Origin of the sequence: Paraconexibacter antarcticus (assembly GCF_024220175.1) — a bacterium.
GTDB classification, from domain to species: domain Bacteria; phylum Actinomycetota; class Thermoleophilia; order Solirubrobacterales; family Solirubrobacteraceae; genus Paraconexibacter; species Paraconexibacter antarcticus.
In genome coordinates this window covers 303,588-315,736 of sequence record NZ_CP098502.1, presented here as the reverse complement: position 1 = coordinate 315,736, position 12,149 = coordinate 303,588, and the positions used below count along the sequence as shown (strand labels likewise).

The window sequence follows — 12,149 nt, the reverse complement described above, 5'->3', positions numbered from 1 at the left end:
CGGGAGCAACGGCTGCGTCGCCGCCCCGGCGTTCAGGCCCAGGCCCGCAGCTGCGGCAGCGGATCGGCGGGGGCCGTCCCCTTCACGTCGCGCCAGCCCTGCGGCCACAGCTCGAAGTGCAGGTGCGGGCCGGTCGCGTCACCGGTCTGGCCGACGCGGCAGAGCAGGGTGCCGGCCGCGACGGTCTGCCCCGGTGCGACGGCGGTCGAGTGGCGGACGCAGTGCGCGAGGAAGATGTCGCGACCATCGGCGAGCCGCTCGACGACGTACTCGCCCGCGGCCGACGCCTGGTAGTCGGTGTAGCGGATCGTGCCCGCCGTCGGCGAGACGACGGGGAGGCCCTGCGCGGCGAGGATGTCGACACCCTGGTGGCTGTAGCCCTGGCGCGGCGCGGCGAAGAGGTCGCCGAAGCGGTACGGGCCCTGCACCGGGAAGACGCCGCCCGCCACCGTCACCGGCGTGAGCACCGGCGCCGGCGCGGGGACGACGGGCACGGCGACGGGCTTCGGGACGGCCTTCGGCCTCGGCTTCGGCTTCGGCTTCGGCTTCGGGCGGGGCCGGGGGCGGACGACGAGCACCGCGCGGCCGGGGGCGACATGCGGACGCGCGAGCTGCAGACCGCCCTGGTCGGCGGCGTGGACGCGGAACGTGTAGCGGCCGGCGACGAGCGCGACGCCCTTCGGCCAGCGCGGGCGCAGGACGTGCCCGACCGGGACGGCGCCGAGCGCGATCGTGATCGGGCGGCCCCGCGGCCGGGAGACGACGATGCGCGCGAGCACCCGCGGGACGCCCTGCTGGTCGATGCGCAGCACGATGGACGGCGGGCTGCCACCCGCCGTCACCGTGCGTGGAGTCACCGCGAACCGGGTCGCGCGCGGCGCCTGCGCCCCCTTGAGCGGGCTGCCGTACTCCACTCCGCCGACGCTGCCGCGGATCGGCGGGGCACTCGCCCCGCCGGTGTCCACGGCGTGCGCAGGCGTGACGAGGAGCATCGCCGCCAGGAGTCCCCCGGCGATGCCCGTCGTCCCTCTCTGCCACAACCCCGGCATGGACGGAGACTCGGGATCGGGGGCCCCGCCCTCCAGGCCCGCGGCAGCTTTGCGCAGCTTTGCCGGGGTTCAGGGTCCGGAGAAGCTGCAGCGGGCCGGGTGGCGCGTTGCAGGGGCGCCCGCGGCGCGGTCGGGGTCAGCGCCGCGCGAGCATCCGACCGAGCACCTCGAGGGCTCCCGCCTTGTGGAGCGGGTCGTTGAGGTTGCCGCACTTCGGCGACTGCACGCACGACGGGCAGCCGGACTCGCACGGGCACTCGCCGATGAGCCGCGCGGCGTCCGCGGCGAGCCGCTCGAAGGACGCGAAGCCCTGCCGCGTGATGCCGATGCCGCCGGGGTGCCCGTCGTAGATGAAGATCGCCGGGCCACCGGTCTGCGGGTGCAGGTTCGTCGAGAGGCCGCCGATGTCCCAGCGGTCGCACATCGCGATGAGGGGCAGGACGGCGATCTGCGCGTGCTCGACGGCGTGCAGCGCGCCCAGGAGGGCCTCCCGCGGCAGGCCGTCCAGGACGTCGGCGCCGAGCTCGTACCACAGCGCCCGCGTCGTGAAGGCGAGCGGCGGCAGGTCGAGCGTCTGCAGATCGATGACCTCCTGCGAGGGCAGCCGCTTGCGCTGGTAGGCGTGGACCGTGTCGGTGACGGTGACGACGCCGTAGGAGAGGACGACGCCCATCGTGTCGCGGCGGTCGAGGAGCTTCTCGACGAAGGTCTCCGTCTCCTTCTTCGGCTGCGTGTACCAGTCCCCGTCGAACGGCTCGACGAGCGCGCGGCGCCCGTCGAGGTCGAGCTCGCGGACCTCGTAGGAGCGCCCCTGGTGCAGGTAGACGGCGCCGTCGTGGACGGTCGTGTGCGAGCGCGCCGCGTCGACGGTGCCGAGCAGCTCGCCGCTGGAGAGGTCGACGATCGCGACGGAGTCCGGTGACGCGGAGCGGAGGGAGACGCGGGCAGCCGGGTAGTCGTCCGCCTGGCGCAGGACGTACGTCCCGCGCCGCTCGACGAGCAGGCCGACGGAGACGAGCGCCTCGCAGGCGGTCCGCACGCCGTCCCCGAGCGTCTCGACGTCCCGCACCGGGTCGATCGGCCCCTCGTGCGCGGCGCACAGCAGGTGCGCGGCGTGGATCTCCTCGCTCTCGTGGTCGAGGATCGCGGACTCGACGGGGCGGTCGAGGAACTCGTCCGGGTGGCGGCAGAAGAACTGGTCCAGGGCGTCGTCCCCCGCGATGTAGACGGCGAGGCCGCGCCCGCGCCGGCCTGCCCGCCCCCACATCTGCCGCAGGGAGGCGACCGTCCCCGGGAAGGTCACGACGACGCACGCGTCGAGCGAGCCGATGTCGATGCCGAGCTCGAGCGCGTCGGTCGTGATGACCGCGAGCAGGTCCCCGCGGGTGAGCTGCGCCTCGAGCTCGCGGCGCTGCTGCGGCGTGTAGCCGGCGCGGTAGGGGGCGACGCGCTCGGCCTGGTGCTTGTCGAGGCGCTCGCGGGTGAGCTTCGCGACGAGCTCGACGCCCTTGCGGGACTTGATGAAGCAGATCGTCCGCGCGCCCTCGCGCACGAGGTCCGCCACGATCTCCGCCGCCTCGGCCATCGGGCTGCCGCGCGTCTGCAGGACGTCGTCGACGACCGGCGGGTTCCACATCGCGATCTGCCGGCGGGCGCCCGGCGCGCCGTCGTCGTCGACGAGCGCGATGTCGTCGAGGCCCGTCAGCCGCTCGGCGAGCTCGACGGGGTTGGCGATCGTCGCGCTCGCGAGGAGGAAGCGCGGGTCGGTCCCGTAGGCGTGCGCGATCCGACGCAGGCGGCGCAGGACGTTGGCGACGTGCGAGCCGAACACCCCGCGGTAGACGTGCGCCTCGTCGACGACGACGACCGCGAGGTTCGCGAAGAGGTCCCCCCAGAGCCGGTGGTGCGGCAGCACGCCCGTGTGCAGCATGTCCGGGTTCGTGAGGATGAGGTTCGCGTTCTTGCGGATCGCGCGACGGTCCTCCTGCCGGGTGTCGCCGTCGTAGATCGCCGGGCGGACCTGCTTGTGGAGGCCGAACGCGTGCAGCGAACGGGCCTGGTCCTGCGCGAGCGCCTTCGTCGGGTAGAGGTAGATCGCGCGCGCCTTGGGGTCGCGGCAGAGGACGTCGAGGGTCGGCAGCGTGAAGCACAGCGACTTGCCCGACGCGGTCCCCGTCGTGACGATCGTCGGTCCGTCCCACGCGGCCTCGAGCGCCTCGGCCTGATGCGTGTAGAGGCGGTCGATGCCGCGGCGCCCGAGCGCCTCGGCGACGAGCGGGTGCAGCTCCCCCGGGATCGCGACGGTGCGCGCGTCCCGCGGGCGGTCGAGGGCCTCCCGGACGAGGCGCTCGTCCCCGCGACCGGTCTCGATGAGGGCGTGCCACGGGTCGTCGGGGTCGGGCCCGAGCGGGCTCGTGATTGGGACGGTCGCCATACGGGGAGGAGTCGAAGGTAGCGCGCGTCCGGCGGGGCCGCGTCCCGGAAATCCCCAAGGAGCGAGAAGACATGAGACTCGGAATGACGGTGTTGCGCGTGGTGGTCGGCGGGCTGTTCGTCGGGCACGGCCTGCAGAAGCTGACGGGCGCCTTCGGCGGCGGCGGCCTGGAGAAGACCGGGGAGGCGTTCGAGTCGATGGGCCTGACGCCCGGCCGGACGCACGCGACCGTGGCCGGCGCCGCGGAGGCCGGCGGCGGCGCGCTGCTCGCGGCCGGGTTCCTCACGCCGCTCGGCGCGACCGCGGTGACGGGCACGATGGCGATGGCGATCCACAAGGTCCACGCCCAGAACGGGCCGTGGGCGACGAAGAACGGCTTCGAGTACAACCTCGTCCTCATGGCGGCGGTCTTCGCGATCACCGCGCAGGGCCCGGGGTCGCTCTCGCTCGACTGGTTCCGCGACGCCGACGAGGGCAGCCTGTTCAGCGCCTTCGCGCAGCTCGCCGCCGGCGTCGGCGGGACCGCCGCCGTCCTGAAGGCGACCGAGGCGGGCCTCATCCCCCCGGTCGGCGGGACGACGCCGGCGGCGGCCGCGGCCGCCGCCTGATCCGCGGGCGGGGCGGCCGCGGCCGCGGGCGCCCCGCCGGTACGCTGCCCGGCGGTGCTGCGCTGCGTGTACGTCGACCTTGACGGGACCCTCCTCGGGCCCGGCGGGAACCTCTTCCTCGGCGGCGAGAGGAAGCCGAGCCTGCTCGGCGCCCGCGCCATCGAGGCGTGCGCGCGGGCCGGGGTCGAGCTCTGCATCGTCACCGGGCGCGGGCAGCGGACGATCGCCGAGACCGCCCGGCTGCTCGGCCAGACGTCCGCGGTCTTCGAGGCGGGCGCAGGCGTCCTGCTCGACGGCGAGGTGCACTGGCTCACGGGCGAGTGGCAGCCCGGCGCGCAGTCGATCCACGAGCAGGTCGCGGCGGCGGGCGCGCCCGCGCTGCTGCTCGAGCATTACCGCGGCCGCCTGGAGGAGCACCTGCCCTGGTCCGCCGGGCGCGAGGTGAGCCACCTGCTGCGCGGGCACGTCGACACCGCCGAGGCCGACGCGCTGCTCCAGCAGCACGGCTTCGGCTCGCTGCGGCTGCTCGACAACGGCGGCGTGCACCGCCGCTCCCCGGACCTCGCGGCCCTCGACCAGGTGCGCGCCTACCACCTCGTCCCGCGCACGGTCTCCAAGGCGGCCGGGCTCGCCTTCCACCGGCAGGCCCGGGCCTACGAGCGCGACGAGACGATCGCCTGCGGCGATTCGCGCGAGGACCTGCAGATGGCGGCCGCCGTGCGCACCTTCTGGCTCATGGCGAACGCGATCGAGCAGGACCCGTCGATGCGGGAGGCCGTCGGCGCCGCGGAGGGCACCGTCCGGATCACCGAGGCCGGGTACGGCGCCGGCGTCTACGAGGCGGTCGTGACGACGCTCGCCGAGCGGGCGTAGGCTCCCGGCGACATGGGCGAGTGGCTGCGCACCTACGGCTGGAAGTTCCTGCTCGCGCTGCTCGTGGTGGCGGCGGCGATGGCGTACCTCATCCACGCCGACCGCAAGGCGCACGGCGAGGGGTCGGTGCCGCGTGCGCTCGCGGTCGCGCTCGTCGGCCCCGCCGTCACGCCCTGACGATCAGCGGGACGCCGCTGCCGATGCGGGCGGCGAGCCAGCGGATCGCGCTCGTGGCGACGCGGACGCAGCCGTGCGAGGACGCGGTCCCGAGCGCGCCCGAGATGTTGTTCGTCCCGTGCAGCGCGATCTGACCGGGCCCGCCGTCGAACTCCTGCAGGACGTTCGAGCGGGCGCTCGTGGCGAGCGCGAATGGCGCGCCCGCGTCGCGCGCGCTGAGGGCCACCGCCTCCTCGACGAAGAAGCGGCCCCTCGGGGTCGGCGTGGACGCCTTGCCGACGACCGCGCGGAAGCGCCGGGCGACCAGGCCGTCGCGGTAGACGGTGACCTGCCGCGCGGAGAGGTCGAGCGCGAGCAGCCACTCGGTGGACGACGCGTCGGTCTGCACGGTGGCGATCCAGCCGACGTGGCCGTTCGGCCGCCCGGGGAGCCGGACGCGGACCCAGCGGGCGCCGGCGGCGTCCGTGGCGTGGCCGAGCACCGGCAGGATCGTCGGGACGCCGGTCAGCGGCCGCCGGGCGCTCACCGTCTCGACGACGGCCGCGGCCGCGGCGGGCCGGGCCCGGGCGACGTGGTCGGCCCGCAGGACGACGAGCGGCTGGTTCGCCGGGACCGCGGGGCCCGCGGCCGCCGCGGCCGCGGCCGGGACGCAGGCCAGCGCGGCGAGGGTGCCCGCCAGGGCGACACGCACGGAGCGGGTCATCCGGTGAACGCGGCCGGGCCGGGCCGGGGGCGCAGAACGGCGGCGGCGCAGGCGCGGTAGCGCAGCTTGAGCGTGCGGGCGCGGGTGGCGTCGGTGTACGTCACGCGGGCGCGGACCCAGTGCATACCGGGCCCCGCGAGGACGTAGACGTGATGCCCCGGGCCCGGCAGGGCGGTGAGCCGGCGGCGGTCGATGCTGAAGGCGACGTGCTTGATCCGGCGGCCGCCGACGGCGCCGCGGAAGCCGGCGGTGCAGTTGCCGCGGGGGGAGCCGACGAAGATCGACGTCCCGCCGTGGGTCTTCTCGGAGGGCACGGGGACCGCGAGCGGCGGCGTCGCGGCGGACGGCGAACCGGGCGATACCGGGCCGGCGGGAACCGGGCCAGCGGGAACCGGGCCAGCGGGGACCGGACCGGCGGGAACCGGACCAGCGGGAACCGGGCCGGTGGGCACGGGGGTGCCGGCCGGGGGCGTGGTGCCGGCCGGTGTCGTCGTCGAACCGGTGGCGCAATCCGGGCGCACGAGCACGTTCGTGTCGAGCGTCACGGCGCCGTTCCGGGCGAGCATCCGCCCCGTGGCGGTCGCGCCGGTGTTCAGGGTGATGCTCGTGAGCGCGAGGACGTTCCCCTGGAAGGCGGTCGCGGTGTCGAGCGTCGCGGAGCTCCCCACCTGCCAGTAGATGTTGCAGGCCGACGCGCCGTTCACGAGCCGGACCGAGCTCGCCGGGGCGGTGATGAGCGTCGAGGCGACCTCGACGACGAACTGCGCCGCCGGGTCCCCCTGGGCGTCGAAGGTGACCTGGCCGGTGAGCTGGGCGGACGAGGTGAAGCGGTACGCCCCGGCGGTGAGCGTCCGGCCGCCGAGGTCGACGCCCGTCAGGTCGTCGGCCGGGGCGACGGGCTGACCGGCCGCGACGCCGTAGGCCGTCGTCAGGTCGGCCTGCGCCTGCAGCGCCACCGCGTCGTTGGCGTGGGTCGCGCCGCCGACGACGGCGGGGAGGCCGAACCCGACGAGCGCGGTGCCCGGGGACACGCCGAGGTCGCCGCCGAGCACCGAGGGGCCGGTGTTCGTGACGGTCGAGCCGCCGAGCACGACGAACGGCTTCGCCGTCCCGAGGTCGACCGCCGACGCCTGCGCGGCGGCCGGCACGGTTGCGAGCGCCAGCCCGAGGCCGACGGCCACGGTGATGCGCTTGAGGGGACTCGACATGGGGGTCCTTCCGGGGCGAGCAGCCGCTGTGACGATCCTCGAGACGCTGTGTGCCGGCCGGCCCGGAGGCGGTCAGGAGCACCACGGTGTTGGCAGCCCGGCTGACTCCGGTGGAGTCCCGTGGCGTTGCGGACCCGCCTCGCGACGGGGGTGCCCTGGTCGAGAAACTGCTCGGGGGTGTCCGTCCGCATCGGCAGAACCCCGGCCCGGCTTGAGCCGGACGGTCAGCTGCGAACGGTCCCGGCCGGCCGTGCGGGCGCTACCGGCCGGGCGGCGGCGCGGGCAGCCCGGCCCGTCGCGCCGCGTGCCACTCGCGCCGGCGGCGGGCCAGGCGGGTCCACCAGCGGTCGCGGAGCGGACGCCCGTCCGCGCCGAGGCGGCGGAAGCGGGCCGGCGGCGGGACGGTCGTGCGGACGAGACCGATCCAGCCCTCGAGCGGCAGCTCCCCGGCGATGAGCGCGGCGAGGCCCCTCGTCACCGGCGCGTCGACGCCCGCTCGTTCGAGCGCGGCGGCGAGCAGCGGCACCGACTCGAGCGCCTCGACGGCCTGCCCGATGCGGGCGGGGATCTCCTCCGTCGGCACGCCCTCGCCGAGCAGCTCGCCCGCGCGGCGGTTGCGGGACTGCGGGGCGAGCGCGGTGGCGACGAGGTCGCCCGTCCCCGCGAGGCCGATCATCGACTCCGGCTGCGCGGGCGGGGACTGCATGGCGGCGAAGCGCCAGACCTCCGCGAAGATGTGCCCGGCCGCCGCCCCTGCCGCGTTGAGGCCCTGCCGCTCGGTCGCCCCGGCGGCGAGCGCCGCGGCGTTCTTCGCGGCCCCGGCGAGCTCGACGCCGACCGGGTCGTTCGACTCCTCGCAGACGACCCCCGCGCGGATGAAGACCTGCGCGAGCGCGTGCGCGAGCTCCTCGTCCTCCGAGGCGGCGACGAGCCCCGCGCCCTCGTGGACCATCTCGCGCGCGTGGGCGGGTCCGCCGATGCAGCCGACGCGACCGGCGCCGAAGCTCTGGCGGAGCATCACCGTGGGCGCGATGCCGTCCGGGGGGACGAGGCCCTTGGCGAGCGACACGAGCTTCGCCTTGGGCGGAAGCCCCGCCGCGGTGAGCCCGTCGATGACCTCGTGCAGCCCGCGCGAGGGGACCCCGAGGAGGACGTAGTCGGCCCGCGCGAGGCCGTCCCCGACGTGGCCGATGCGCAGCGCGTCGGGGAACCGGACGCCCGGGAGGTAGACGGCGTTCTCGCGGTCGGCGTCCAGGCGCTCGGCCTGCTCGGGCGTGCGCGCCTGGAGCGTCGTGCGCAACCCGCCACGCGCGAGGAGGACCGCGACGGCCGTCCCGAACGAGCCCGCGCCGACGACGACTGCCCGCCGTCCGAAGGGAGTCGGGAAGTTCACGCCGCGCAGGGGCGTGGGCAGCTGGGGACGCGGGCGTTCCGGCACGGTGCGTCGGCGAGCGTATCGGCCGAGCCCGTCCCGGCGACTCGCGGCGCGCCCGATGCGCAGCACCGCTCAGGTCCGGCTCCCCATCGGCCGGCGGCCGAGGAGATGACCGACGGACCCGAGCCGCGCGATGCCGCGCCGGCGCGGCCGGCCTCAGAGGACGCCGGCGAGGGACGCCGCGGCGGCCTCGATCTCCGCGAGCGTCGTCGCCTCGCGGACGACGTGCACGTCGACGATGCGGTGGCCGAAGGGCTCGAGCGCGTCCTCGCCGACGATCGCGTGACACGGGACGCCCGCCTGTCGCGCCCGCGTGGCGGCCTCCCCCACGATCTTGCCCTGCAGCGTCTGCGCGTCCAGGCGCCCCTCCCCGAGGACGACCGCCTGCGCCGCGCGCATCCGTTCGTCGTAGCCGACGGCGTCGAGGACGAACGGCGCCCCGGGCTCGAGGTGCGCGCCGAACGCGGCCCACAGCCCGCCCGCCAGGCCGCCGGCCGCACCGCTGAGCGGGACGCCGCGCGGGTCCTGCGGCAGCGCCACGGCGTGCGCGTCGAGGCGCGCCCGCAGCCGGTCGACGGTCGCGGGGTCGGCGCCCTTCTGCGGCCCGAAGACCTCGGCGCAGCGCTCGTAGGGCGTGCGGACGTCGCAGAGGACGACGAGCTTCGCGTGACCGAGGCCGCCCGCCTCCTCGATCGCCGCGATCGCCCCGGCGCCGCCGTCGCTCGTCGCCGACCCGCCGGCCGCCACGAGGACGACCTCCGCGCCCGCGCGGGCGGCCGCGACGATGAGCTCGCCGGTGCCGCGCGTCGAGGCCTCCCAGGCCGCGTCCGGCCCGCGTGCCTCCTCGGGGACGAGGCCGAGCCCGCTCGCCGCGGCGACTTCGACGATCGCGGTCCCGCCGTCCTCCACGAGCGCGTAGCCCGCGTGCAGCGGGGCGCCGAGCGGACCGCTGACGCGCGCGCCGCCGGTGCTCCCGCCGAGCGCGGTGAGGAGCACCGCGAGGGTCCCCTCCCCGCCGTCCGCGAGCGGGCAGAGGTCGGGCGGCGGCTCCCCGGCCGCCTCGAGCCCGCGCCCGATCGCCGCCGCGACCTGCGCGGCGGTGGACGTCCCCTTGAAGCTGTCGGGGGCGACGAGGCAGGGACGGCGCGCCACGTCAGCCCCCGATCGCCCGCTGCAGGCGCGCCTCGTACTCGGCCTGCTCGACGAGGACGCAGCCGAGCCGGCGCGTGTGCGGCGTCGGGAGCTGGATGTCGCAGAGGACCATGCCGGCGGCGGCGAGGTGGTCGAGCGTCCGGGACAGCAGCGCGTTCCCCGCCGCGGGGCGCCTGCGCCGCATCGACTCGAGCATCGCCGCCCGCCCGATCACGATCCCGAGGATGCCCGCGGCGAGCTCGCCCTCCGGCGTCCACAGCTCGAAGCTGTGCGCGAAGCCCGCCCGATGGAGCCTGCGGTACAGGAGCGCGAGCCGCGGCGTGATCCACACGCCCTCCCCGGACGGCGGTGCCGCACACAGCTCGAGCACCGTGTCGTACGCCTCGTCGACGCCGAGGCGGAAGGCCTCGCACGCCCGCACGTCCCGCCGGACCTTGCGGCGCAGTGCCGCGCGCGCCTCCTCGTCGAGCTCGAACACCGCCCGCTGGGGCGCGACGTACCACGGCAGGTCCGGCGCGAGCTCGTCGTCCATCGGGAACGCCCCCGCCGCGTAGCGGTAGAGGGCCTGCTCCACCTCGTCGACGTGGCGGGTCATCGGCGCTCAGCTGTCCAGCTGGTCCACCGTGCACTCGCGCGGCGGCTTGTCCTCGCGCCAGCGGGCGACCTTCGCGCCGTGCCGGATGCGCCCGTCGCTCACCTGGTCGAAGGTCACCTCGACGACGAGCTCCGGCCGCAGCCCGATCCATTCGAGCTCCTTCGCCGACTTCCAGCGCGACGGGTCGCCGGTCCCGCGGCTCCCGTCCTCGTACGGGGCGAGCTCGTCGGGGAGCTCGCGCTTGCGCTTGGCGGTGAAGCCGGAGGAGTGACCGACGACGCGCAGGTCGCCCTCGGGCGTGTAGAGGCCGAGGATGAGCGCGCCGAGCGTCCCCTCCTCCTTGCCGGGCCGCCAGCCGGCGACGACCGCGTCGATGGTGCGCAGGCGCTTGACCTTCGCCATGCCCTTGCGCTCGCCGGGCCGGTAGGGCGCGCCGAGCTCCTTCGCGATGACGCCCTCGGTCGTGTGCAGCCAGTCCTCCGCCTCGGCGGCCGTGCGGACCATCGGCGTCAGGCGGACCGGCCCTGAGACGAGCTGCTCGAGCGCGGCGCGGCGCTCGGCGTAGGGCCGGTCCATGAGGACCTCGTCCCCGTGCGCGAGCAGGTCGAAGGCGATGAAGACCGCCGGGGTCTCGACGCTCAGCCGCTCGATCCGCGAGGCGGCCGGGTGGATGCGCTGGCCGAGTAGGTCGAACTCCGTGCCCCCCTCGGCGTCGAGGATGACGATCTCCCCGTCGAGGACGTAGCGGCCCTCGGGGAAGGCCAGCTCCGGGAAGTAGCGGGTGAGCGGCTTGTCGTTGCGCGAGCGCAGGTCGGCCTCCGTCCCGTCGACGAAGGCCACGCAGCGGAAGCCGTCCCACTTGGGCTCGTAGCCCCAGGCGCCCTCCTCGTCAGGCAGGCTCGAGCGTGAGCGGGCGAGCTGCGGCAGGAGGGGCGGGGCGAGCGGGAGAGCCATCGCCCGGGAGGCTACCCCGCACGTGGCCGCCCTTCACCAGCAGGATCCCGGAGAGGACGACGAGGCCGCCGAGCGCCTGCACGCCCGTGAGCCGCTCGTGGAGGAAGGCCGCGGCGAGCAGGACGGTGAAGACCGGCTCGATCGACGCGACGGTCGATGCGCCGGTCGCCCCGATCCGGCGCATCCCGGCGAAGAACGCGGTGACGGCGAGGACGGTGGAGACGACGGCGATGAGCGCGACGTCGGCGAGCAGCGACGGGTCGGCGTAGGCCGCCGGGTGCAGGCGGCCCGTGAGCGTCCCGAGGACGACGAGCGACGTCGCGGCGCCGGCGGAGAGCAGGCCGCCGAAGGCGAGCGGGTCGAGGTCGCCGGAGACGCCGTCGGCGACGGTGACGTACGTGGCGTAGAGGACGGTCGAGCCGAGCGTCAGCGCTAGGCCGATCCCGTCGATGTGGCCGCCGGCTCCGGCGCTGAGGACGAGGAGCGCGCCGCCGAGGGCGAGGACGAGCGCGACGAGCTGGCGGGCGTGGGCGCGCTCACGGCGCAGCGCGACGGCGAGCACGAGGACGAGCGCCGGGTAGGTGCAGATGACGAGCGAGGCGATCGACGCGTCGACGTGGTCCAGCGCGCTGAAGTACACGGTCGACTCCGTCGCGTAGAGGACGGCCCCGAGCGCGAGCGTCTGCAGGACCGCGCGGCGCGGCAGCGTGCGCAGGCGCGTGCCCCGCGCGGCGGCGAGCGCGGCGAAGAGGACCGCCGCGACGAGGAAGCGACCGGTGAGGATCGTGGTGACGCCGGCTCCCGTGGAGGCGCCGTCCTTGGCGAGCACGGCCATGACGCCGAAGCTCGCCGCAGAGGCGACCACCAGTCCGGTCCCGCGGGGGTCCACGCGGCTACCAGTTCTTCTCGTCGCGACGGCTGTCGGTGCCGTAGCGGGGCGAGGCGATGGCGACGGCGGCGG

Annotated in this window: 12 protein-coding genes and 1 riboswitch; of the genes, 3 read left to right on the top strand and 9 right to left on the bottom strand. The window is 75.9% G+C overall.

Translation table 11 applies throughout. The features are described 5' to 3' along the window. Positions 1-32: 32 nt before the first annotated feature. Together NBH00_RS01665 and NBH00_RS01660 are read right to left on the bottom strand one after the other, a co-directional pair. Positions 33-992, bottom strand: a complete 960-nt coding sequence (locus NBH00_RS01665) for a M23 family metallopeptidase (RefSeq protein WP_254571619.1) — start codon at positions 990-992, stop codon at positions 33-35. A 193-nt stretch (positions 993-1,185) separates the two neighbouring features. Next, entirely contained in the window at positions 1,186-3,483 is a 2,298-nt protein-coding gene (locus tag NBH00_RS01660) for a DEAD/DEAH box helicase (protein ID WP_254571618.1), read from the bottom strand. A 71-nt stretch (positions 3,484-3,554) separates the two neighbouring features. Between NBH00_RS01660 and NBH00_RS01655 the strand changes: the two genes are divergently transcribed. From NBH00_RS01655 to NBH00_RS01645, 3 genes are read left to right on the top strand one after another with little or no spacing between them, the layout of a single operon-like run. Further along, on the top strand, positions 3,555-4,091 hold the full coding sequence (locus tag NBH00_RS01655) for a DoxX family protein (protein WP_254571617.1): 537 nt from the start codon (positions 3,555-3,557) through the stop codon (positions 4,089-4,091). Positions 4,092-4,145: 54 nt separating this feature from the next. Then, positions 4,146-4,964: an HAD family hydrolase gene (locus NBH00_RS01650; RefSeq protein WP_254571616.1), complete on the top strand. Its 819-nt coding sequence runs from the start codon at positions 4,146-4,148 to the stop codon at positions 4,962-4,964. 12 nt (positions 4,965-4,976) lie between these two features. Then, a complete protein-coding gene (locus tag NBH00_RS01645) occupies positions 4,977-5,141 on the top strand; it encodes a hypothetical protein (protein ID WP_254571615.1) in 165 nt (54 codons plus the stop codon). On the opposite strand, the gene NBH00_RS01640 is transcribed toward NBH00_RS01645, so the two are convergent. From NBH00_RS01640 to NBH00_RS01610, 7 genes are all read right to left on the bottom strand, one after another. Beyond that, positions 5,131-5,844, bottom strand: coding sequence for a L,D-transpeptidase (locus NBH00_RS01640; protein ID WP_254571614.1), 714 nt, complete (start codon positions 5,842-5,844; stop codon positions 5,131-5,133). The genes NBH00_RS01645 and NBH00_RS01640 overlap by 11 nt on opposite strands. Then, positions 5,841-7,052 carry an ice-binding family protein gene (locus tag NBH00_RS01635; protein WP_254571613.1) on the bottom strand — a complete coding sequence of 404 codons (1,212 nt, stop codon included), beginning with the start codon at positions 7,050-7,052 and terminating at the stop codon, positions 5,841-5,843. Before NBH00_RS01635 ends, NBH00_RS01640 begins: the two co-directional genes overlap by 4 nt. 88 nt (positions 7,053-7,140) lie before the next feature. Further along, positions 7,141-7,217: riboswitch (cyclic di-GMP riboswitch) on the bottom strand. A 94-nt stretch (positions 7,218-7,311) separates the two neighbouring features. Beyond that, positions 7,312-8,490 carry an NAD(P)H-dependent glycerol-3-phosphate dehydrogenase gene (locus NBH00_RS01630; protein ID WP_254571612.1) on the bottom strand — a complete coding sequence of 393 codons (1,179 nt, stop codon included), beginning with the start codon at positions 8,488-8,490 and terminating at the stop codon, positions 7,312-7,314. Between the two features lie 153 nt (positions 8,491-8,643). Continuing rightward, positions 8,644-9,639, bottom strand: coding sequence for a glycerate kinase family protein (locus NBH00_RS01625; RefSeq protein ID WP_254571611.1), 996 nt, complete (start codon positions 9,637-9,639; stop codon positions 8,644-8,646). A gap of 1 nt (position 9,640) precedes the next feature. Then, positions 9,641-10,234 (bottom strand): leucyl/phenylalanyl-tRNA--protein transferase, encoded by a 594-nt coding sequence (locus NBH00_RS01620; protein WP_254571610.1) that lies wholly within the window; start codon positions 10,232-10,234, stop codon positions 9,641-9,643. 6 nt (positions 10,235-10,240) lie between these two features. Further along, positions 10,241-11,188 carry an ATP-dependent DNA ligase gene (locus NBH00_RS01615; RefSeq protein ID WP_254571609.1) on the bottom strand — a complete coding sequence of 316 codons (948 nt, stop codon included), beginning with the start codon at positions 11,186-11,188 and terminating at the stop codon, positions 10,241-10,243. Beyond that, positions 11,124-12,077 carry a DMT family transporter gene (locus NBH00_RS01610; RefSeq protein ID WP_254571608.1) on the bottom strand — a complete coding sequence of 318 codons (954 nt, stop codon included), beginning with the start codon at positions 12,075-12,077 and terminating at the stop codon, positions 11,124-11,126. Before NBH00_RS01610 ends, NBH00_RS01615 begins: the two co-directional genes overlap by 65 nt. Between the last annotated feature and the right edge of the window lie 72 nt (positions 12,078-12,149).

Coding starts and splice junctions, on each gene's coding strand:
- NBH00_RS01645 (WP_254571615.1), top strand. CDS start 4,977: ATGGGCGAGTGGCTGCGCACCTACGGCTGGAAGTTCCTGCTCGCGCTG.
- NBH00_RS01620 (WP_254571610.1), bottom strand. CDS start 10,234: ATGACCCGCCACGTCGACGAGGTGGAGCAGGCCCTCTACCGCTACGCG.
- NBH00_RS01640 (WP_254571614.1), bottom strand. CDS start 5,844: ATGACCCGCTCCGTGCGTGTCGCCCTGGCGGGCACCCTCGCCGCGCTG.
- NBH00_RS01615 (WP_254571609.1), bottom strand. CDS start 11,188: ATGGCTCTCCCGCTCGCCCCGCCCCTCCTGCCGCAGCTCGCCCGCTCA.
- NBH00_RS01665 (WP_254571619.1), bottom strand. CDS start 992: ATGCTCCTCGTCACGCCTGCGCACGCCGTGGACACCGGCGGGGCGAGT.
- NBH00_RS01655 (WP_254571617.1), top strand. CDS start 3,555: ATGAGACTCGGAATGACGGTGTTGCGCGTGGTGGTCGGCGGGCTGTTC.
- NBH00_RS01635 (WP_254571613.1), bottom strand. CDS start 7,052: ATGTCGAGTCCCCTCAAGCGCATCACCGTGGCCGTCGGCCTCGGGCTG.
- NBH00_RS01660 (WP_254571618.1), bottom strand. CDS start 3,483: ATGGCGACCGTCCCAATCACGAGCCCGCTCGGGCCCGACCCCGACGAC.